Annotated in this window: 16 protein-coding genes; 8 read left to right on the forward strand and 8 right to left on the reverse strand. The window is 57.7% G+C overall.

Annotation, left to right across the window (positions count from 1 at the left end; translation table 11 throughout):
- Positions 1–52 precede the first annotated feature (52 nt).
- On the forward strand, positions 53–1993 hold the full coding sequence (locus tag DES29_RS06435) for an ABC-F family ATP-binding cassette domain-containing protein (protein WP_021994670.1): 1941 nt from the start codon (positions 53–55) through the stop codon (positions 1991–1993).
- A 124-nt stretch (positions 1994–2117) separates the two neighbouring features.
- Here DES29_RS06435 and DES29_RS06440 read toward each other — a convergent pair whose 3' ends face one another.
- Positions 2118–3338: a hypothetical protein gene (locus DES29_RS06440; protein WP_113854631.1), complete on the reverse strand. Its 1221-nt coding sequence runs from the start codon at positions 3336–3338 to the stop codon at positions 2118–2120.
- A 329-nt stretch (positions 3339–3667) separates the two neighbouring features.
- Here DES29_RS06440 and DES29_RS06445 point away from each other — a divergent pair, with 329 nt between their 5' ends.
- The gene (locus tag DES29_RS06445; protein ID WP_021994668.1) at positions 3668–3982 is read left to right on the forward strand and encodes a hypothetical protein; all 315 of its coding nucleotides are present in this window, start codon (positions 3668–3670) and stop codon (positions 3980–3982) included.
- A 111-nt stretch (positions 3983–4093) separates the two neighbouring features.
- Here the strand turns inward: DES29_RS06445 and murJ are convergent, their stop codons facing one another.
- On the reverse strand, positions 4094–5635 hold the full coding sequence (murJ, locus tag DES29_RS06450; protein ID WP_046446333.1) for a murein biosynthesis integral membrane protein MurJ: 1542 nt from the start codon (positions 5633–5635) through the stop codon (positions 4094–4096).
- Positions 5636–5898: 263 nt separating this feature from the next.
- Between murJ and rpsT the strand changes: the two genes are divergently transcribed.
- Together rpsT and DES29_RS06460 are read left to right on the forward strand one after the other, a co-directional pair.
- Entirely contained in the window at positions 5899–6162 is a 264-nt protein-coding gene (gene rpsT, locus DES29_RS06455) for a 30S ribosomal protein S20 (protein WP_005430682.1), read from the forward strand.
- Between the two features lie 443 nt (positions 6163–6605).
- Positions 6606–8114, forward strand: coding sequence for an FAD-dependent oxidoreductase (locus tag DES29_RS06460; RefSeq protein WP_021994863.1), 1509 nt, complete (start codon positions 6606–6608; stop codon positions 8112–8114).
- Positions 8115–8262: 148 nt separating this feature from the next.
- Here DES29_RS06460 and trhA read toward each other — a convergent pair whose 3' ends face one another.
- From trhA to DES29_RS06485, 5 genes are all read right to left on the reverse strand, one after another.
- On the reverse strand, positions 8263–8958 hold the full coding sequence (gene trhA / locus DES29_RS06465; RefSeq protein ID WP_021994950.1) for a PAQR family membrane homeostasis protein TrhA: 696 nt from the start codon (positions 8956–8958) through the stop codon (positions 8263–8265).
- 171 nt (positions 8959–9129) lie between these two features.
- Positions 9130–10230, reverse strand: coding sequence for a UDP-N-acetylmuramate dehydrogenase (murB, locus tag DES29_RS06470; protein WP_236578835.1), 1101 nt, complete (start codon positions 10228–10230; stop codon positions 9130–9132).
- Between the two features lie 153 nt (positions 10231–10383).
- Positions 10384–12252 carry a 1-deoxy-D-xylulose-5-phosphate synthase gene (gene dxs, locus DES29_RS06475; RefSeq protein ID WP_046446341.1) on the reverse strand — a complete coding sequence of 623 codons (1869 nt, stop codon included), beginning with the start codon at positions 12250–12252 and terminating at the stop codon, positions 10384–10386.
- A gap of 107 nt (positions 12253–12359) precedes the next feature.
- Positions 12360–13301, reverse strand: coding sequence for a polyprenyl synthetase family protein (locus DES29_RS06480; protein WP_021994947.1), 942 nt, complete (start codon positions 13299–13301; stop codon positions 12360–12362).
- Positions 13302–13354: 53 nt separating this feature from the next.
- Positions 13355–13660, reverse strand: a complete 306-nt coding sequence (locus DES29_RS06485) for an exodeoxyribonuclease VII small subunit (protein ID WP_016473943.1) — start codon at positions 13658–13660, stop codon at positions 13355–13357.
- 963 nt (positions 13661–14623) lie between these two features.
- Here DES29_RS06485 and DES29_RS06490 point away from each other — a divergent pair.
- The gene (locus DES29_RS06490; protein WP_021994946.1) at positions 14624–15856 is read left to right on the forward strand and encodes a dicarboxylate/amino acid:cation symporter; all 1233 of its coding nucleotides are present in this window, start codon (positions 14624–14626) and stop codon (positions 15854–15856) included.
- 246 nt (positions 15857–16102) lie between these two features.
- Complete coding sequence (locus DES29_RS06495) at positions 16103–16561, forward strand: META domain-containing protein (RefSeq protein WP_021994945.1); 459 nt, start codon at positions 16103–16105, stop codon at positions 16559–16561.
- Between the two features lie 82 nt (positions 16562–16643).
- Here the strand turns inward: DES29_RS06495 and polA are convergent, their stop codons facing one another.
- On the reverse strand, positions 16644–19502 hold the full coding sequence (gene polA, locus DES29_RS06500) for a DNA polymerase I (RefSeq protein WP_113854632.1): 2859 nt from the start codon (positions 19500–19502) through the stop codon (positions 16644–16646).
- Between the two features lie 228 nt (positions 19503–19730).
- Here polA and DES29_RS06505 point away from each other — a divergent pair, with 228 nt between their 5' ends.
- Positions 19731–20162 (forward strand): hypothetical protein, encoded by a 432-nt coding sequence (locus DES29_RS06505; protein ID WP_016473939.1) that lies wholly within the window; start codon positions 19731–19733, stop codon positions 20160–20162.
- A 149-nt stretch (positions 20163–20311) separates the two neighbouring features.
- Positions 20312–21127, forward strand: coding sequence for a BPSS1780 family membrane protein (locus DES29_RS06510; protein ID WP_016473938.1), 816 nt, complete (start codon positions 20312–20314; stop codon positions 21125–21127).
- Positions 21128–21139: the final 12 nt, after the last annotated feature.

Genomic DNA, 21139 nt, shown 5'->3' on the forward strand with positions numbered 1-21139 from the left:
TTTCGAAACGAGGGCGACCTCTGCCCTCGCTTCGAAATGCGTCGCCTCGCTCATGCTTCGACTTCTCAACCTCGCGCTGATGCGCGGGACGCGACTGCTCTACGCTCACGCCAATCTCATTGCCTCGCCGGGCGAACGCATCGGTCTGGTCGGCCCCAACGGCTGCGGCAAATCCACACTCTTTGCTGCAATTCTGGGGGACCTTGCTCCCGAAGACGGCGAACTTGAAGCGCCGCCCCATGAGCGCATTGCCCATGTCGCGCAGAGCTTCACGGTTGAAGATATCTCCTGCATCGACTGCGTGCTTTCCGGTCATGCCCCTTTAATGAACGCCAAAGCTGCGCTCAAGCGAGCCGAAGCCTCCGGCGACGAAATGGCGCTTGCTGCCGCGCACAGCGAACTCGCGGAAGTCAATGAGGGTGCCGTGGTGGCACAGGCCAAAGCCATTCTGGCCGGTCTGGGTTTTGCGGAAGCCGACAGCTGCCGCAAAGTGCACGACTTCTCGGGCGGCTGGCGCAACCGTATTCAGCTCGCCCGTGCACTGATGCGTCCGGCTGATCTGCTGCTGCTCGACGAACCCACGAACCACCTCGACATCGATTCGCTCATCTGGCTCGAGAACTGGCTCCGCCGCGTTGAAGCGACAGTCATCATCATTTCGCACGACCGTGAATTTCTCGATCGTGCGGTCAATACGATCTGGTCCGTTGAAGACGGCACGATCTGCCGCTATGCCGGGAATTACTCCCAGTTTGAACTGGCTCGCATTGAAAAACTCCGCGCTCAGGAATCTGCCCGCCGCGCTTATGAAACGCAGGCAGCGCACCTGACGAGCTTTATTGAACGCTTCCGTGCCAAGGCCACCAAAGCCCGTCAGGCACAGTCGCGCATCAAAATGCTCGAAAAGCTTCAGACGGTCGAACCCGTACGCGCCAAACGCGAATGGCGATTCAATTTTCTCAAGCCCCTGCGGCTGCCTGAGCATTTGGTCGACGGGGAAAACCTGAAGATCGGCTACGGCGACAAGGTGGTGCTTTCGGGCGTCTCCTTCAGCATTCGTTCGGGCGAGCGCATCGGCATTCTCGGCGTCAACGGCGCGGGCAAATCGACGCTGGTCAAAGCCATTGTCGGAGAACTCACCCCCATGTCGGGCGAACTGCGCCGCGGTCAGGGACTTGAAATCGGTTATTTTGCGCAGCACCAGCTCGATCAGCTGCGGATGGATGAAACGCCGCTCGAGCACCTGCGGCATTTGGCGCCTGACGCCCGCGAGCAGGAACTGCGCGACTTCCTCGGTACCTATCGCTTTTCGGGCGATTTCGCTGAAGCCAAAGTTGCGCCGATGTCGGGCGGCGAAAAGGCCCGCCTCGCCCTCGCGCTCATTGCCTGGAAAAAACCCAATCTGCTGGTGCTTGACGAACCGACCAATCACCTCGACATGGAAACGCGCGAAGCACTCACCATGGCGCTTTCAACCTACGAAGGCGCAGTGCTTCTCGTCTCCCACGACCGCCATCTGCTGCGGGCAGTGACCGATGAACTCTGGCTGGTGCATGAAGGCCGCAAAGAGGTGTTTGAGGGCGACCTCGATGACTACGCCAAGATCGTCCTCGACCACCGGCGCGTGACTGCCGCCGAAGCGCGTGCCGAGCATCAAGCGGATAAAGCCGCCCGAAACGAAGCTCAGCCCGTCAACAATAAGGAAGCGCGCCGATTGGCCGCGCAGGAACGCGCCCGCATCGCTGAGCTGCGTAAGCCCCTGAAGAAGGAGCTCGAAAAGGTGGAGCGGGAAATGAACGCGCTCTCAGAAAAACTTAAGGCCCTTGACACGCAGCTCGCGGACCCGGCCTTTTATAACGGCGCAGATCAGGGCAAGGTTGCCCAAACCCTGCGTGAGCACGGAGAGCTCGCCCCCAAAGTGGAGGCGCTCGAAATGCACTGGCTTGAACTTTCAGAAAAAATCGAAGCCCTGGGCACCGCCGCATCTGCATAAGCGCGCTTTTTAAACGCCGTCATAAGTCATTACTGCAGCGTTCGTTTAAGCGCACAAAAAAACCGCTCGCGCGCCTTTTTGGCATAGCCGCGAGCGGTTTTCTCTTTTTACGGGGCGACCAATCTTACTCAGCCGTATCTTTCGGTTTCCCTGCGGTCAGAACACCCGCTTTCCAGGATTTAAAGACATCTTCCACCTGAGGCGCCGCCGTCATGCGGTAGACATGCGAATCACCTTCATCGTCTCCGCGCGCTTCACTGCCGACTGGATCATCGTCCACCCCCGGAACAAAGGCCGGATCGGCATAGCTCAAGGTCGTCATGACCAGCAGGTTGATCACCTCAGCATCCTGATCCATTTCTTCTTCCGTGGGATCGCGTCCAGCCGCAAAAGCCGCTTGGGACCGGGGGCCGTAGCGCAGCGCATAGCCCATCACGATTTCTTCTCTCATCCCCTGTTCGGAATCGCTCGGTTCCGCACGCACATAGAGCGCACGCATATCGTGCTTAAAGTGCGGATCCGCTACGAGCTCCTCGAGATAGGCCGTATCGGCTGGAGAAAGCGCGTTGTAGCCGACCAGCATCGTATTGAAAGCATCAGCGGATTCAGGCCGCCAATTCGGATAGTCGCTCTTAAACTCTGCGGTTACCGTGTTGTCCTCAATAATCTCCTGCAGATCGACCAGACGCGAACCGCCAAGCGCAGGATCTGACGTCAGGTAGCTCGTAAAGGCAGAAATCACCTCATCCTTGCAGGTTGTCACGGAGAAGACATTCTCGCTGCCGAACTGCGCAAGTTCCCCCGTGAGATCGAGGAACGTCATCACAAAGTCCATGCCGAAGTAGCAGGCCATGCTGCGGTCGTCCATAAACTTCGCCGTGTCGGTAATGCCGGCGTAGGCCATCTTGGACTGGCCCCAGCGGCTGCGGAGGATTTCGAGCGCCCGCGGGCCCGCCCAGCCCGATACATCGCGGAAATCTTCGCGCAGGTCAAGAATGGTCGCAGCAATCGCATAAGCGACGGCCGCGCAATGGTCTTCACGCTGCTCCATCGAGAACTTGCGCTCGGCAGAGAGCGCATTGGCCATGGCAGCTCCCATGCCGATGAAGAAATGCTGCAGTTCGAAGTAATTTGAAAGATGTCCCGTGGTCACGGGCCCCTTATAGCGTTCGGCAAGGATTTCCAGATGCGGGAAGCCCTGCTCTTCATAAAAGCGTTTATTGAGCACCGCGCGCAGTTGGTCGAGCATCACCACATAAGTCTGTGGTACTGCACGGCGCTGCTGATCAGCGCGGCGCTTGGCGAGCTTTTTGGCGCGGCTTGAATGCGTTTTGCTTTGGGGCATTTCGGGTGATCCTTGAGGAACGGCGCGCTGCCCGAAGAAGGTGCGCGCTCGAAGTATTTTGTTCTGTCATCCGCCGCACTCGATTCATGCATGAGCGGATGCCGCGGGTGTTTCTAAGCATAGAGAGCAAACCTTAACGCCGCATTTCACTTTAAGCCGGAGGGCAGCGCTGCCCGGGGCGCCCTTAAATAGTCGTCTTTTCGCTTCCAAAGTGGCTTTTTGCGCGTCACTCCCATGGCTTTAGTGCCCCACGACGCCCCAATATCCCGGCTTCTGAAGTCTTAGAATGAAGCATCTTTTTAACCCTTCTCTTACTTACGAGGCTCTCCATGTCAGAAGTCTCCGCTCCCTGGCTCCATGCGACCCTTGCTGACGCCGCCGAATCGCTGGCTGCCGCGCTCGAAAAACTCGAAGCGCATACCGATGAAGAGACTGCCTCTGAGCTCCTGCGCCGCGACCTCGTCGAGGTGTATGCCAAACTCAACTACGCGGTGAACACCGCTTACCTCGGCTCTGAAGCGCTCAACGTCCTCACCGAAGACGAGCTGGTTGCATGGCCCGCAGAAATGCCCTTTGCCACGCTCGAAGAGCTCGACGCCGCCGCCGAAGAAGAAGAGCAAAAAGCGCTTAACGCCGACGATTAAGCCATACGCACTGGCGATCGGCCGAGCCTATATGGGTGCTCTGAAGAGTGAACCTCCGGGCTTTTTCGTCTGAGCGCGGGAGATCGGCGGCGTGAGCTCAAACCGCGCGGGTTACTCTTTCACGGGGCGGAGTTCTCGAGGACGCCACCCCAAAGCAAAAAGCGATCCGAAATAGATGACGGCTGCACCCGCCACCACTGCGCAGACGCCAAGCCCGCGCATTTTCCACGAGAGCGTCGTCCAGTCAATGCCCTGTTGTCCCCACCATACCGCCGCGCCCATAAGTGCAACAGCTGCAGCGGTGCGCAGCCAGATCTTGAGCCAGCCCGCCGCCGGCGAATAAATGCCGCGGCGGCGCAGCACGCAAAGCAGAATGCCGCTGTTGACGAGGCTCCCCAGACCGACGGAGAGCGCCAAGCCCGCATGCGCAAAAAGCGGCACCACCACGAGGTTAATGGCCTGCACAGCAACGAGCGAAGCCATCGCTGCGCGCACCGGGGTGCGAATGTCTTTACGTGCATAGAAGGCGGGCGCAATGATCTTGAGACCGATGAGTCCAATGAGACCGACGGCATAGCCCACTACAGCTATCGCTGTCTGGTGCACATCTGTCGGCGTAAAGCTGCGGCCCTGAAATAGAAAGCTCACCAAGAGCTCTGCCGTAAGCCAAAGCCCTACCGCCGCTGGAACGCCAACCAGCACGACGAGCCGCAGCCCGTGGTCCAGAAGAGCGTTGTAGCGGACTTCATTGCCTTTGGCATAAGCCGACGAAAGACTCGGCAGCAGCACGGTGCCCAAAGCAACACCCAAAAGCGCCGTTGGGAATTCCATCAGACGGTCGGCGTAATTGAGCCACGTCACGGCACCATGCCCGAGCCAGCTCGCAATGTTGGTGTTGATGAGGATGGAGAGCTGCGCCACGCCCACACCGAAAACAGCCGGGGCCATCAAAGCGAGTACGCGCCGCACGGCTGAGTCGCCGAGGCTCTCTTTAAGAGAGCGCGGACGCACAAATACGCCAAGCCGCGCCAGTGCAAGTATCTGAGCAGCGAGCTGCAGTACGCCCCCGAGCACAACGGCGGCGGCAAGCGCCCAAATGGGTTCTTCAAGTCTCGGCGCGAGCACCACCGAGCAGACAATAAAGGAGAGATTGAGCAGAATCGGCGTGGCCGCAGGAATCGCAAACTTCTTGAGCGTATTGAGGATGCTCGCCGCGAGCGCCACCAAGCTCATGAAAGCAATGTAGGGAAACATCACGCGCGTGAGCGCCGCTGCCAGATCAAAGGCTTCCGGCGTCTCACGCAGACCGCTCGCAATGAGCCACACGAGAAGCGGTGCGGCTAAGACGCCCAGCACGCTTGCGAAGAGCACCGCTGCAGCAAGCACTGTGAACACATGATCGATAAATCGCTTTTCAGCCTCCGGCGACGAGTTGGCATGAACGTCAGAAAGCATCGGCACGAAAGCCTGCTGAAAGGCGCCTTCGGCAAAAAGCCGACGAAGCATGTTGGGAAGGCGGAATGCAACGTAAAACGCATCGGTCGCAGCCGTAGCGCCAAAATATCGGGCAATCAGCATGTCACGAATCACACCCGTGATGCGTGAAGCCAGAGTGAGTGCGGAGATCGTAGCGGCAGATTTGAATAGCGACATGGATAGCGAGCAACAGCGTACGAAATGAAGAAAACCATCTCGTCGCTGTCCTTTTGTTTTTTAAAGGTGGTATAGTCTAGGGCTTTTCGAGCCTGAGCACTTCCCTCGTGCCGCTTTTTGAGCGCAGTATCGACCGGGAATTGTTCTCTAAAAGCCCGGAAAGACAACCTACTTACCGGTCGAGCCCACGCTCGCGACAAGTTTGCAGCGGCGATCGGAATCAAAAACAGATCGTCGACTGATTTTTAGGACAATTCAAAAAAATGGCTAACACCAAGCAAGCTCGCAAGCGCGCCCGTCAGACGGTTGCGCGCAACCTGCATCTCGCCGCCCAGCGCAGCCAGTACCGCACCGCCATCAAGAAGGTGCGCAAGCTCGTCGCCGCCGGCGACAAGGCTGCTGCCCAGGAAGCCTTCAAGGCTGCCGAATCCACGATCGACAAGATGGCCCGCAAGGGTGTGCTCCACGGCAACGCCGCTGCACGCCACAAGAGCCGTCTCGCCGCCGAGATTAAGGCCCTCGCCTAATTGAAGCCCTGAATCCGACTGCGGCTGTTCCCTCAGGCGCCGCGGGGATTCCCGATTGCTTCATCAACGAAGCCCCGAATAGTCACTGGTTCGGGGCTTTGTTTTATCTGGCAGTTTTGTAGTGGCATGACATTTTTTCAATGCCGTTCTCTTCTGCCGGTAACCCGTCTGCTGATCGCTGCCAATCGGCGGGCACGCTTCTTCTGGCGCCTTTTTTTCATCCGCTCGAGCAAGCTTCAAGCCGCTTGAGAGAAGCTTTTCGAACCGTTACTTTTGTAGACGATTGATGAGAATGAGAATTGTTATTATCCGTTAACTTGATTTAATGCCGGGCTACGTAGTGGTCCTCCGGCATGAGAATCAAACATCCGAACACGAGTCGTCCGCCGACAACTGTTGAGCTGGCGCATTCGGTGCATACGAATAAGGAAAGGAGCAATTCCATGAATTCACTCAATCGCCGCGACGCTCTCAAGAGCGGACTCTTTGGTGCGGCAGCAGCCGCCGGCACAATGCTTGGGGCCGGAGCTGCTGAGGCCAAACCGGCCAGCCAAGCGAAGGATTACAAATTTGATTTCGTCGTGGTCGGTGCAGGCTGTGCGGGCCTTTCCGCAGCGCTCGAAGCTGCTGATCAAGGCGCCACGGTTGCCGTCCTTGAAAAAATGGGCATGCCTTTTGGCAATACGATCTACGCGGGCGGCATCTTCAACGCCACGAACACCTACGTCCAGAAGGAACAGGGGCTTACCGATACGGTCGACGCCTTCTACGAAGACATGATGAAGGTCTCGCAGGGCCGCGGCGATCCGCAGCTCACCCGCGTATATGCCGATGAAAGCGCTGGCGCCGTGCAGTGGCTTCATGATCGTGTCGGCATCAACTTCAAGAAGATTGTGAAGGAAGTTTGGCCGGGGCTCGTGCGCGGACACGTGGTCGACGGCCCGAAGAAGCTGGGCGGCGCGCAGCTCATCACGCAGCTGCTCGAACAAGTTAAAAAGAATCCGAAGATCAAGTTCTTTACAAACACCAAAGTCATTGAACTTCTGAAAACGCCGACGCTTGAGTGCACGGGCGTCCGAGCAGTCTCCAAGACCGAAGGCGAAGTGGTCTTCCACGCCAAGGGCGGCGTTCTGATGGCCACGGGCGGTTTCCATGCCAACAAGGAAATGGTCTGCAAGTACATGGGCGGCGGCGTAGCCTGGATGCCGCTGCGCGGTTCTCCCTATCTGATGGGCGAGAACGTCGAACTCACGCGGCCCTTCTTCCCGTACTACATGAATATGGACCAGTTCCATGGCGGTCCGATTCACGCCCAGACGCAGGCGAACCCGTCTACCCTCGTCAATTACGGCGTAATCGTCGGCACGAACGGCGACCGCATCATCAACGAAGCCAAGACCTACGTTGAAATGGCCAAGGAGCTTCCGGTCATCACGCGCAACAATCTCGCCTATATCGTGATCGACAGTGCGGTGCTCGAAAACGATACGGTGGCCACGCGTCTGGACCGCTATCGTGCGAAGAAAGCGCCGGTCTATCAGGCTGACACCTACGCTGAGCTCGCCAAGCAGATGGGGGTCGACCCCGAAGTCTTTACCAAGACGATGGAAGGCTACAACGAAGCCGTGAAGTCCGGGAAGGCCGCAGCCCTCACACCGGGCAATACGCTCAAGGAGCCGCGCCTGGTTGTCAAGGCTCCGTTCCTCGCGCTTCCCTTCTCCGGCGGCATGACTGCCACCTTCGGCGGCCCGAAGATCAACGCCAAAGGACAGGTTCTCAACGCCGAGCAGCAGCCGGTTCCGGGTCTGTACGCAGCCGGCAATGCTATCGGCGGACTGTTCTACTGGAACTACATCGTCGGCTCTCAGCTGACGGCCGCGGTTATTTTCGGCCGCCATGCCGCTCAGGATGCGGCCGCCCGCGCCAAGGCAAAGGGTGCCAAGAAGGCCTGATGCATCTGCGCAAAATGAGGTCAAACGGCTGATCTCACGCGCTTCAAGCCTCTAAAACGCGGCGCACCGCTCTTCAAAAAAAGCGATGCGCCGCATTTGTTTTGACTTTAAACCTGAGTGCTGCCCGAGAAGCGTCGGACATCAGACCTCACGCCGCCGTTCCATGCGGAATCACATAAAAAAGCACTGCAAAGAACTGCAGCATGGTCCCCGCCAGCACAAACACATGCCAGACGGCATGGTTATAGGGGAGCTTCTCCCACAAATAGAAGATGATGCCGAGCGAATAAGTGATGCCGCCCGCCGCCAAAAGCCAAAGACCGCCCGTCGGAAGCGATTCAATCAAAGGTTCGGCGACAAACACAATGCACCAGCCGAGCGCGAGGTAGAGCACGCAGTTGAGCCAATCCGCCGCTCTTAAAAGCAAGGGCTGAAAGCATGCCCCAAAAAGTGCAATGGTCCACACCACCGAGCAAAGCACAATGCCCGTGGTGCCGCCGAGCGTAATCAGACAAAAGGGCGTATAGCTCCCCGCAATCAGGATGTAAATCGCACTGTGGTCCAATACCTGCAGCACACGTTTGGCACGCAGATTCGGAATCGCGTGGTAGAGCGTCGAGACCGTATAAAGGATGATCATCGACGCACCGAAAATCGATGTGCTGACGATGGCCAGAGCGCCGGCCGACTGACGAACAGCAAAGATAATCATCAGAACGAGACCGGCAATCGAAAGCAGAACTGCCAGACCGTGCGTCACTGCATTGGCAATCTCTTCGCCTAAGCTGTAAGTGCCGACGGCATTCACAGCCGACGACGACGACACTTTTTTCTTTACCTGCATGCTTTCCCCTTTCGAACGGCCTCAGAAGTTCATCGGCACCGAATGGTGCAAACGAAACTCACTTCCCCGAAGCGACATTGTCGCCTTAGACGAGCATATTGAGGAACGAAAAACTTAGGGGAAACCCCAAAAGGCGTAACGAGCTGTTGCGCGGTATTGCCGCTTCATCGTTCAGCGGAAATCTTTGCCCAGAAAGATCGGTTCCGGTTCCAGTACAACCCCAAATCGGCGTTCCACCCGTTCGGCGATTTCACGGCCGAGCTTGAGAACATCCTCACCCGTCGCCCTGCCGCGGTTGATCAGAATAAGCGCATGTGCCGGCCAAACGGCCGCATCGCCCGAGGAGAGGCCTTTCAGTCCTGCAGCCTCAATGAGCCACCCGGCAGCGAGCTTAGCGCGCCCGCCGGCAAGCGGATAGGACACCAGATTGGGGTGAAGCGTAATGAGTTCCCGCGCCTTCAGTTTCGTGACTACCGGGTTCTTAAAGAAGGATCCGGCACTGCCCGTTTGCGAAGGATCGGGCAGTTTCTGGGCACGAAGATTTCGCACAGCAGTTTCAATTTCAGCCGGCGTTACAGACGCCGGATCTCGGTCGGCAAAGAGCGAAGAGAGGCCTTTATAAGCCGTCACCGGCTGCCAAACCTGAGGAAGCACAAAGGCCGCCTCTGTAATGATGAGGCGAGACCCGGCCTTGGACTTGAAGATGCTCGTGCGATAACCAAAATCGCATTCTGTCGGCGTCAGGGTCCGGAAATCATCGATATCCGGATCATAAACGCGCACCCAGGCGATTCTTTCGGCCATTTCAACGCCGTAGGCACCGGCATTCTGGACGACCGCGCCGCCGACAGAGCCGGGAATGGCTGCGAGATTTTCGAGTCCGCCTAATTCCTTTCCGACGGTATAGCGAACCAGATCATCGAGCGCTTCGGCAGCCCCGGCGACGACAATAAGGGAGCCGCTCTCGCTTTGCGCTTCATGGATTCCGCGAAATACCGGATGTATGACAAGGCCCGGCACCAACGGCATCGGGACAACATTCGACCCGCCCCCTAAAATCGTCGTCTGCCAGCCGCGGCCCTTCGCCACGCTGAGTGCATCGCGAATATCTTCCAAGGAGGCAACTTCGACCCAGGCCTCGGCATTGGCACGCAGGTGAAAGGTCGTGAGGGCGGCAAGCGGCTTGTCGTATTCGATCTTGAGCATGGCGGATTCCAACATCTCTTCAGCCGCCCGGAGCGAGCGGTCATTCAGACCATTATAGGAAGACAAGCTCGCCGCTTCTGCGGCGCATAAGCGCGAGGCGGTGAGAGCCGCCCCGTGGTAGTCAGTCTGATGATGCCTCCCGCGGCCAAAGCGCGCAGAGCCTTTCCCAACCGCTTTCCGGCGGCCTAAATGAAGTCTGCTGCCGCGCGGCTGCAGGCATCAGGAGAGCTGGGCTAGCCGCTCGACCACTTTGGCTTCAACCGCTTCGGGCGTCAAACCCAGCATTTCGTAAATCTCTGCCTGGGTGCCCTGCTCAATAAATTCGTCAGGGATGCCAAAGCACAGCACAGGAGTGGTGAGGCCGGCCTCGGCAATCACTTCCATGACCGCATCGCCCGCCCCGCCCGCCAGCACGCCTTCTTCGGCGGTCACAATCAAATCATGCGTCCGGGCAGCTTCAATGACCGCCTCGCGGTCAATCGGCTTCACAAACCGCATATCCCAAAGCGTGCCGTCCAAATTTTGCGCTGCCTTCTCGAGTACATTGGTCATGGAACCAAAACCCAAAAAGGCCGTGCGAGTGCCGGTTCGCCGCTTCAGCGCGCGGCCGATCTCCACCGTTTCAAAATCCTCTCCGGGATCCGTGCCCGGTCCCTTGCCGCGCGGATAGCGCACTGCGGCCGGGGTATCCATGGCAAAAGCCGTGTTGAGCAGAAGCCGTGTTTCTCGTTCGTTAGAGGGCGTCATCACGGTCATATTCGGCACGCTGCGGAGTTCAGCGATATCGAAAACACCCTGATGTGTTGCACCGTCCGCCCCTACGATGCCGCCGCGGTCGACGGCAAACATCACCGGAAGATTCTGCAGCGCCACATCATGAATGAGCTGATCGAGTGCGCGCTGCAGAAATGTGGAATAGATCGCCACAACGGGCTTCAGACCGCCGCATGCCAGACCGGCAGCATAAGTGACGGCATGCTGCTCGGCAATGGCCACATCGCGATAGCGGTCCGGAAAGTTTTTCTCAAATTCAACGAGACCAGAGCCCTCACGCATGGCCGGTGTGATGGCATAAAGGCGATGGTCGCGGGCTGCCATACTGTTCACCCAGCGGCTGAAGATCTGCGTATAGGTTGGCGCAGAGGGTTTTCCGGACTTGATGATGCCGACTTTCGGATTGAAAGGCGACACGCCGTGATAAAGCGTCGGATCGGCTTCGGCAAAGGCATAGCCCTTGCCCTTGATGGTGGCCGTATGCAGCACCATCGGGCAGTCCATCTGCCGGAGATTTTTCAAGACTTCAACGAGCGCAAAGATGTCATGTCCGTCGACAGGACCGTAGTAATTGAGGTCAAACGTGGAAAAAAGCGCGGCCTGAGGGCTGAAAAACCCGATGGTCTGCCGTTCCATGAGCTTAGCCACTTCCCAAAGATGCGGCACGGGCTTGAGCACGCGCTTGCTGATCTCGCGGGCGCAGTTGAAGGCTCTCGTCGAAACGATCTTGGCTAGATTTTTGGAAAGCGCACCCGCCGGCGGCGAAATGGAGCAGTCGTTGTCGTTGACGATTACCAGGAGCTTTACCCCCTTTTTCCAAACCCCCGCATCGTTGAGCGCCTCAATCGCCATACCCCCGGTGAGCGCACCGTCACCGATCACCGCGATGGCCCAGCGGTCACGTTCGCCCGCCAAATGGGCTGCTACGGCCATGCCGAGCGCTGCCGAAATAGAGGTTGAGCTGTGCGCCGTACCGAAAGCGTCGTATTCGGATTCTGAGCGCTTAGGGAACCCTGAAATACCGCCAAGCTGGCGCAGTTTGGCCATGCCTTCTCTGCGGCCGGTCAGAATCTTATGTGCATAGGCCTGATGTCCCACATCCCAGACAATGCGGTCGTAGGGCGTATTGAAGACGTAGTGGAGCGCAATGGCGAGCTCTACCGCTCCCAAAGAGCTCGAGAGATGGCCGCCCGTCTTAGAGACGGAATCCACAATGAAGTGCCGAAGTTCTCTGGCAAGCTCTGGGAGCGAGGATTCCGGAAGTTTCCTCAAATCCTCTGGCGCCGATATCTTGTCGAGTACCGGATAGTCCATTGGCTCGCCAAAAGGAATGGGGTTCTTCTCTTCGCTCATACTCATCCGCCCGTCTCCGCAGTCACCGTTATGGGGTTTGCTTTCTTTTTTAATCAAGTAACGTCGATTCAATGCGTGCGGCGCACGACATAAAGCGCAATTTCGCGCAGACGCGCTTCAGCGCCGGCCGGCACTGCCGGGTCAGCCGCAAGGAGCTGCAGCGCTTTTTCGGCATCCTCTTCCAGCGCTTTGGCACGTGCCTTGGCACCGTCGAGTCCCAAAAGTGAAACCCAGGTAGGCTTGTCGTCCTTGGCATCTTTGCCGGCGGTTTTTCCCAAAGTCATCGTATCCTGCGTGCAGTCGAGAATATCGTCCACGACTTGGAAGGCCACGCCGAGGGCGTCCGCATAAGCGGCAAGCCCCGCCTTCGCCTGATCTCCAAGCGCGGTCCAAATGCCCGACTGAGCGCCCATGAGGACGGCGGCCATGATCATGGCGCCCGTCTTCATCGCCTGCATTCGAGAGAGTTCAGCCGCTCCGGGTTTTTGCCCCACCATTTCCAAATCAAGCGCCTGGCCGCCGCACATGCCCCAGACGCCGGCGGCACGGGCCAAGGTCTGCACGAGACGCTGCGCGGCTTCGGGCGGCACCGAGGGCGACGACAGCACAGTAAAGGCCTCAGTCTGCAGCGCATCGCCCGCAAGCATCGCCATCGCTTCGCCGTAGCGCACATGCGTCGTGGCACGGCCTCGGCGGAGCGTGTCGTTGTCCATGGAGGGCATGTCGTCGTGCACGAGGCTATAGCTGTGAATCATTTCAAGCGCGAGCGCGGCGCGGTCAAGCACCTCCTCCGGCGCGCCTGATACGGTACCGGCGGCATAACAAAGCAGCGGCCGAATGCGCTTGCCGCCGCCAAGGAGCGAATACCGCATAGCCCCCACAAGACGTTTGGCACCGATGCCCGTCTGCGGCAGCATTTTTTCGGCAAACCACTCAAAGTGGCTGACACGCTCCTTCATCCATCGTTGGAACTCGAGTTCGGCGGCTGAGGTCGTCGGGATCGTCGACATGAGGGCTTTCTTCTATAAAAGGTTGTGCAGGACGCAGTGAGGGCGCTCCCTGGTTAAAAGGGAAGATCATCCTCATTGAGGGTATCGGCAGAAGGGATGGGGGCTTCAGAAGCGGAAGCGTCAGACGTTTGACGCTTAACCTCACCGTCCTCCACACGGATGCGCTCGATCGACTGACGGGCGCGATTGAGCTCTGCTCGGCAGCGCTTAAGCAGCTGCGCGCCGCGCTCATAACTCTTGACGCTCTGATCCAGCGTGGCATTGCCGGAGGCCATCTCAGCTGTAATGCGTTCGAGCTCGTCGAGTGCGTCTTCAAAGGAAAGCTTCTCGACATCTTCTGGAGCTGCTGCATTGGACATGACGAACCTGCGCTTGAGGTATTGAAAAACTCCTTCCGCAGAACATTCCAGAAGACTGGCCGCCGCCCGGAAAATCTACAGAGGTTCAAACGGTTCATTTTAGCCGCCTGAGATCCGCTGGAAAACCTTCCATAGCCTGCGAAGCTCTACTTTCTTCCGTAAGGATTTGATGTGACTGCCCAGGTTTAAACATTGTTCCAGATAGCCGCTCTTAGTTTACAAACATGAACGACCAAAGGATGCCTCTTCAAAGGCCGCCAAGCTCTCGTTTTCAGCCCATTGGCCTCAGATTTTTGCTTCTTTGCGACTCAAATCTATCAGTCTCATGCATTGCGTCTTTCATACTGCATTCAAAAGACAAAGCGAACGTCCTCGAAACGAAAGACCCCTCCCAAAACACGGCAGGTGAATCTGCAGGATCTGACAATGAAAACAACATATTTTCAGGCTGAATGCACATTCAAGCTGCCAGAACAACGGTTTAAACGTAGGGCATTTTACTTAGCTCGTCATTTGTTGTTGGCTTTCGCTCTGAAGAACTCCAAAATTCTTCAATCTTGATTCCGCATACAACGTATTGCACCTGTTCTCATAAACAGATGTCTAAGACATTTCCCCATGCAGTGCGGGTTTTCCGCAAATAGAAGAAATACGGAATCAAAAAACGTATTTGCGCCAGCGCAAACATCAACTCAAAAAATCTGTAAAGGAACACGGACAGATAGTGTGATAAATCAATAAGTTGAGATTTATTGACATTATTTACAAGATTTTTTAAGTATTAGTACGTATGTTTTAGGGCGATGTTTCAAACAATTTCACTTCCTATAATCGATTGAAGGCAGGCGGATGGAGTGCTCGTCCCTGCCCAAGCCGGTGAAGCTGTCCGGGAGGACCTGCACTGGAGCAGAAAACTCGAAGCGTCTAATTTTCTTCCAAAAAATCCGGCGCAGGAGAAAAAATATGGCATCCAAACCTAAACTCTCGCTCGCGTGGCAGATGATGATCGGCCTTGCGTTGGGCGTTGTGGTCGGCGCGTTTGTCGACTCAGCCTTCGCGCAGACCTACCTCCAGCCCCTCGGGCAGCTTTTCATTCGCTTGATCCGCATGGTGGTGGTGCCTCTGGTCATCGCCACGATTATTGCCGGCTGCGCCGGTATTGCCGACACCTCTAAGCTCGGCCGCGTTGCCGGCAAAGTGCTGCTCGTGTACGCCATCACCACGGCGTTGTCCGTCCTTTTCGGCATTCTCTTTGCCAACTGGATCCGTCCGGGCATTGGTCTTGATCTTTCGACCGACTCGCTGGTGGCCAAGGCGGTCACGGCGCCCAGCCTGACGACGACGCTTCTGGAGATCGTTCCGATCAATCCGATGGAAGCCATGTCTAAGGGCAGCATGCTGCAGATCATTTTCTTTGCGGTGATCTTCGGCTTTGGCCTTTCTGCGCTGGGTGAACGCGGCAAACCCGTGCTCACCTTCTTCGAGCTCGTCGGCGACGTGATGATCCGCGTGACGAACATGGTCATGCTCTACGCCCCGATCGGCGTGTTCGGCTTGATTGCCTTTACGGTTGCCCGTCACGGTCTCTCCGTGCTGCTGCCGCTCTTCTCGCTGGTGCTCACTTCCTTCCTCGCAACGTTCTGCCTGGTCTTCATCGTTCTGGTGCCGATGGTTGCACTGCTAGGCCGTACGCCTCCGGTGAAGTTCCTCAAGGGCATCTTCGAGCCGTGGCTCATTGCCTTCACGACTTGCTCGTCCGCAGCTGCTCTGCCGGCCAACTTAAAGGCCGCCCGCAAGCTCGGTGCGTCGAAGTCCATCGCCTCTTTCTCGATCCCGCTCGGCAACACCGTCAACATGAACGGTACTGCGGTATATATGGGCGTCTGCGCAGTCTTTGCGGCTGAAGTCTTCGGCATCCCGCTCTCGATCACCGATCAGGCCACCATCGTTCTGATGGGCGTGTTTGCGGCCGTCGGTACGGCTGGTGTCCCAGGTGCGGGTTTGATCATGACGACGATCGTCTTTACGCAGGTCGGCATTCCGCTCGAAGCGGTTGCACTGATTGCCGGCATCGACCGTATTCTCGACATGATCCGTACGTCCATCAATGTGGTGGGTGACGTGGCGAGCGCACTGGTTGTCACCAACCTCGAAGGCGACCTCAATAAGGAACCCTATCAGGAAGGCGAAGCCTAATCCTGCCGTCTGCGCCAGTGCGGAAGCTTTATGCGGCCGCACTGCTCAATGACGAAACGGTCCCGGTCTTCACTTTGGAGCCCGGGATCTTCTTTTTTGAGGAGACGCTGGGAGCAAATTCTTTGCCGTCTGTTGCAGAGTCATCAATCGATCTTCTGATGCGATAGGATGCGGCAGTGCGAAATGAATACTCGATGTCAGACGTAGGTATGCCTGCCATCCAACCCTTATTGAGGAAACCTTGCCATGCTGAAGAAACTGCTTCCTGCCCTTTGCTGCGCTTCACTTGCTGCCGGCTGCGCCTCCACCGCCACAACCGGCAGCAGCGCTGAGCCGCTCTCAGGCGAAAAACCCGCTCAACTCGCGGATCGTTCCTTCATGTGGGTTGACGGCGCCAGCGAAGACTGTGAACTCCCGCCCTCTATCCGCTTTGGCGCCGACGGCCGCATCTCTGGGCAGGCTGGCTGCAACCGCATGCTCGGCAGCTGGAAGCAGGACGGCAAAACGATCGATTTGGGTCAAATCGCCACGACGATGCGCTTGTGCGGTCCCGCCTTCATGGAAGTCGAGAAGAAATTCCTCAGCCTTCTTGGTGCGGCCAAGTACATCACGGCAGCGGCTGACGGAGAGGGCATTGTGCTTTGGAACGACAAGGGCGAGAAGCTCGTTGAACTGCTTCCAGAACGCGCAGGCAAGTGCGACTAAGTAAAAGCGCAGCTCTATCAAAAAACGCTCCGCGGATCTCAATCTTCGGAGCGTTTTTTTTTGCGGCCAGAGAATCGACGCTTTAATGCGCGTCGTTCCAGCTTGCCCCTACCCCCACATCAGCGATGAGCGGCACCGACAATTTGGCCGCGCCGGCCATGAGTTCTGGGAGTTTTTGCTTTACCAATTCAATCTCTTCGGCTGGTGCTTCGACAATCAGTTCGTCATGGACCTGCAGCAGAAGTTTCGCCTGCAGTTTTTCTGTCCGCAGCCATGCATCCACAGCGATCATTGCACGCTTGATGATATCGGCAGCGGTACCCTGCATGGGCGCATTGATGGCCGCTCGCTCTGCCGCAGCACGCACCATGGGGCGCGGCGCCGTGATGTCCGGTACCCAAAGACGGCGGCCAAAAGCCGTTTCCACATAACCGTCTTCTGCCGCCTGAGCACGAGTCTTTTCCATATAGCGCTTCACGCCGGGAAACTTATGAAAGTACTCGTCTACATAGGCTGCCGCCACTTGGCGATCCAGCCCCATCTGCTGCGCGAGGCCAAAAGCGCTCATACCGTATATCAGACCAAAGTTGATCACTTTCGCCATGCGGCGCTGATCCGGCGTCACTTGATCCAAAGGCGTGTGGAATACTTCCGCAGCCGTTGAGCGGTGAATATCTTCGCCGCGCGAAAAGGCCGAGAGCAATCCCGCATCCTGAGAAAGGTGCGCCATGATGCGAAGTTCCACCTGCGAATAGTCCGCGTCAATGACGGACCACCCTCGGCGCGCCGTAAAGGCCGTGCGGATGCGGCGTCCTTCGGGCGTACGGGTTGGAATGTTCTGCAAATTGGGGTCCATTGAAGAAAGCCGTCCCGTTACCGCCACAGCCTGACCAAAGGTGGTGTGAATGCGGCCGTCGCGATCGATCAGTGTCGGGAGCTTGTCCAGATAGGTGCTCTTCAACTTCGTGAGACGCCGATGTTCCAGAATGATTTTCGGCAGCGGATAGTTGAGCGCGAGTTCGCTCAGCACTTCTTCATCCGTTGACGGTGTTCCTGAAGCCGTTTTCTTCACGACCGGCAGCCCCTGTTCGGCAAAAAGGATCTGTGCGAGCTGCTTGGGTGAAGAGAGATTAAAGGGATGGCCCGCGGCAGCGTGCGCCTCCTCAACGAGCCGCTCAACCTCCACGCCGAGCTCCTTGGATTCCTGCGCAAGAAGGGAGGCATCCACCGTGATGCCCGCCGACTCCATCCGCGCCAAAACGCCGACAAGCGGCCGTTCGATGTCTTCGTAGACCCTCAGAAGCTTTTCGTCGGCCATGAGTCTCGCCTTGAGAACGGATCCGGCTGCGCGCAGCGCAGCTGCGGATTCCGCCAAGAAGCGCGCCGCATCTTCGGGCGGCGTCTCACGCCACCCGACGCGCTTGGCACCTTTGCCGGACACCTCGTCGCGAGTGGGAATGCGCCGGCGCAGTTCACGCGCAGCGATGCGCACCAAGTCATGCGACAGATGGGCCTCGAGCACGTAATCCATCAGCATCGCGTCATCGATCTGACCATTCACCGCTATGTGTTGAGCAGCGAGCACATGAATGGCAGCCTTCGCATCATGGAAAAGCTTCGGTGCATCACTTTCAAACCAAGGCTTCACGGCTTCGAAGATCTTGGCTGACGAAAGTTCAATGGTTGGCTGAACGACCCAAACGTCGAGCGGCGTAAAGGCAAAAGCCAAGCCGCCCAAATCAGCGTGCCGCGGCACGCCGTCCCAAAGCAAGGTGACCGCAGCGGGCTCATCGACTCCTTCGGCTGCCTGAAGACGGTCAGCCAGTGCTTCAAGATCCTCCGTGCCGGCCACTTCGCGGCACACCGTTTCATCGGGGTTTTCAAGATCTTCCGGCGCAGGACCTTCACGCGGAACTTCGAGTTTTTCACTTCTGCGGTCAAGGAGCGCTGCAGCCGGCACATCCCCTTTCGCTGCGGCCGACTTGACCGGAGCATCGGGAACGCCAAAGAGCGACGCTGAACGTGCCGCCGCATTGGAGGCTGCCGCTCCCTCGGCCGTCACCGCCGGCGCCAGCCCCATAGCGGCCAGTGCCTGAGCCCGGTCCAGCGTACGGCGGGAAATTTCCCAGCGGGCACAAAACGCTTCGAGCGCCGATTCCTCCGCCGGCACGGCCTTGATATCCGCAAGCGTCTCGGCGCCCGAAATCACGGCGTCGCGCTTAATCGTAACGAGTGCGACTGCTTCATCAATAAAGGGGAGCCCGGCGCGCAGATTTTCACCAATCTTGCCCTTCATGGTCGGTGCTGCCGCACGAATGGCATCTATGCCGCCGATTTCATTGATCCATTTGGCTGCAGTCTTCGGACCGCAGCTCTTGATGCCCGGGACGTTGTCAACCTTATCGCCCATGAGTGCGAGGTACGCAATCATAGATTCCGGGGGCACGCCGTATTTTTCAATCACGCCCTCGCGGTCGTAAAACTTAGAATTCATGGTGTTAAGGAGCACCACGTGGTCATCGACAAGCTGCGCCATATCCTTGTCGCCCGTCGCAACGACTGTGTCCACGCCTGCACGGACAGCCATGGCTGAAAGCGACCCGATGACATCGTCGGCTTCAATGCCTGGAACGATTAAAAGCGGCCAGCCGAGGGCTCGGACAATGCCCTGGAGCGGTTCAATCTGCGTTCTGAGATCCTCCGGCATCGGCGGACGGTTGGCCTTATATGCCGGATACATCTCGTGGCGGAAAGTTTTGCCCGGCGCATCAAAGATCACCGCCGCCCGATCGGCTTTCGAGAGGCGCGCAACATTGGCGAGCATGCCGAGAAAGCCCTTGATAGCGCCCGAGGGTTCGCCCCGCGATGTGGTGAGCGGGGGCAATGCGTGGTACGCACGAAAGAGATAATTGGAGCCGTCGATCAGAAGGAGCTTGGACATGGCGTTGTCGCCTCAAGGCGCAATACGAAGAATGACTGTTGAAAATAAACATTCTCCCATGCCGGGCGTTCTCAGGTACTCGCAGAGAACTGTTGCGGACTATTGCCGCCGGCGCTGCGAGTGTCCGCTACTATGTTTTTACGCATAGGAAATGGCACAATAGCTTCAAGAAGACTGTCGTTTCGCCGTTTTCCCTGATGGGATCGAAACGTCTCCAAAGGATTCACCATGAATAAGCTCATCATCCCCGGCGCACTCGCGCTGCTCCTTGCCGGAGCCGCTGCTGCCGCCCCCGGACTCGATGCCCCGCCGCCCTACGGCGGCGACGCTGAAGCTGTGCAGGCTGAGCCTCCGGCCCGAAAGCTCCCCCAGAAAGGAGCTCAGGAAGACATGTCCATTGCTCCGACTCAAGCCGACATGGAAAAGGCCCGCCGCGACCGCGAAGCTGGTCAGATTCCGCCGAAGAACAATGACAAGCGCACCAAAATTGAAGCGGTGCGTGATCCGAACAACCATGTCACCGAATACGTCGTCACACCGGGTTCGACCAAAATTCCCTATCGCATCGAAAACCAGGCTGATCGTCCGATCGATACGACGCCCGGCAAGAATCCGAGCGGTACGCTTGGCACGCCGAAATTCATTGAGTTTGGCTGGTAGATTTGAGCCTCTTTTGAGGCTTCTTTGAGGGAAGATGGGCGTCGGGGCCAATCGGAACCGGCGCCCTCTTCTACTGAACACTTTTCCTTTTTTCTTTTCCTCGGACCGCCCCCCAATCTGCCGCAGTCCGTTGGAGTGCTCCGCGCCCCATGTCATCCGCCTTTTCGCTCGGTTTCTCCTGGTTCAAGGATTCCTGCCGTACGCTCAAGCTCCAGCCGCTCGCCTACACCGGAATTGTCGTTTTTTCGCTCCTGATGAGCGGACTGCTCTCGAGTCTGCCCCTTATCGGCACGCTGCTCGCCAGCCTCTGGATGCCTTTTGCGAGCGTGCTCACCGGCTTTGCCGCGCGTGACGTGCTCGCCGGCCGCACACCCGTTTATTTCACGCTGATCGCCATCTTCCGCGACAAGGCTTCGCGCTGGCCGCTCCTTGCGGTCGGCATTCTGGCGAGCATCTGGATGGAGCTCGACATGCTCGTCTTTCAGATGATGGGCCAGGCGGATCTGGCTCAGTGGAAAATCACGGCTGAGGGCGTCGACGTTGAGTCCATTGCCGCCCACTTCCCCGTGGGCGCTTTTCTCACCGCCTTTGCCCTTTATCTGCCGCTTCTCCTGATGACGCTCTTTGCGCCGCTCCTTATCGTGCAGAACCGCCAGAGCGTCATCAAAAGTCTTTTTTATTCGTTTTTCGGCACGCTGCGTTCGCTCGTGCCGTGTTTGGTCTGGCTCGTCTGCGTAGCGGCACTCGCTTTCGTTATTTTTCTGACGATCGAATCCATTTCCATTGCGGCGGGCGGCCTCATGTTCTTCACCTTTATGGCGCCGATCCTCATTGCCCTCATTTCTGCCGTCTGCCAAGCTGGCATCTGGGTGATGTTCCGCGACATCTTCGCCTCAAGCCGGCCGGACGGTGAAATGCCGACCGACCTGGATTCCGATCAAGCGCCGCCCGCTAACGGCATCTGACTGAAGTAAATA

The sequence above is a fragment of the Sutterella wadsworthensis genome (assembly GCF_003315195.1).
Taxonomy (GTDB): Bacteria; Pseudomonadota; Gammaproteobacteria; order Burkholderiales; family Burkholderiaceae_F; genus Sutterella; species Sutterella wadsworthensis.

Excerpts from the sequence above, each read along its gene's own strand:
- DES29_RS06435 (WP_021994670.1), top strand. The coding sequence starts at position 53 with ATGCTTCGACTTCTCAACCTCGCGCTGATGCGCGGGACGCGACTGCTC.
- DES29_RS06440 (WP_113854631.1), bottom strand. The coding sequence starts at position 3,338 with ATGCCCCAAAGCAAAACGCATTCAAGCCGCGCCAAAAAGCTCGCCAAG.
- DES29_RS06445 (WP_021994668.1), top strand. The coding sequence starts at position 3,668 with ATGTCAGAAGTCTCCGCTCCCTGGCTCCATGCGACCCTTGCTGACGCC.
- murJ (WP_046446333.1), bottom strand. The coding sequence starts at position 5,635 with ATGTCGCTATTCAAATCTGCCGCTACGATCTCCGCACTCACTCTGGCT.
- rpsT (WP_005430682.1), top strand. The coding sequence starts at position 5,899 with ATGGCTAACACCAAGCAAGCTCGCAAGCGCGCCCGTCAGACGGTTGCG.
- DES29_RS06460 (WP_021994863.1), top strand. The coding sequence starts at position 6,606 with ATGAATTCACTCAATCGCCGCGACGCTCTCAAGAGCGGACTCTTTGGT.
- trhA (WP_021994950.1), bottom strand. The coding sequence starts at position 8,958 with ATGCAGGTAAAGAAAAAAGTGTCGTCGTCGTCGGCTGTGAATGCCGTC.
- dxs (WP_046446341.1), bottom strand. The coding sequence starts at position 12,252 with ATGGACTATCCGGTACTCGACAAGATATCGGCGCCAGAGGATTTGAGG.
- DES29_RS06480 (WP_021994947.1), bottom strand. The coding sequence starts at position 13,301 with ATGTCGACGATCCCGACGACCTCAGCCGCCGAACTCGAGTTCCAACGA.
- DES29_RS06485 (WP_016473943.1), bottom strand. The coding sequence starts at position 13,660 with ATGTCCAATGCAGCAGCTCCAGAAGATGTCGAGAAGCTTTCCTTTGAA.
- DES29_RS06490 (WP_021994946.1), top strand. The coding sequence starts at position 14,624 with ATGGCATCCAAACCTAAACTCTCGCTCGCGTGGCAGATGATGATCGGC.
- DES29_RS06495 (WP_021994945.1), top strand. The coding sequence starts at position 16,103 with ATGCTGAAGAAACTGCTTCCTGCCCTTTGCTGCGCTTCACTTGCTGCC.
- polA (WP_113854632.1), bottom strand. The coding sequence starts at position 19,502 with ATGTCCAAGCTCCTTCTGATCGACGGCTCCAATTATCTCTTTCGTGCG.
- DES29_RS06505 (WP_016473939.1), top strand. The coding sequence starts at position 19,731 with ATGAATAAGCTCATCATCCCCGGCGCACTCGCGCTGCTCCTTGCCGGA.
- DES29_RS06510 (WP_016473938.1), top strand. The coding sequence starts at position 20,312 with ATGTCATCCGCCTTTTCGCTCGGTTTCTCCTGGTTCAAGGATTCCTGC.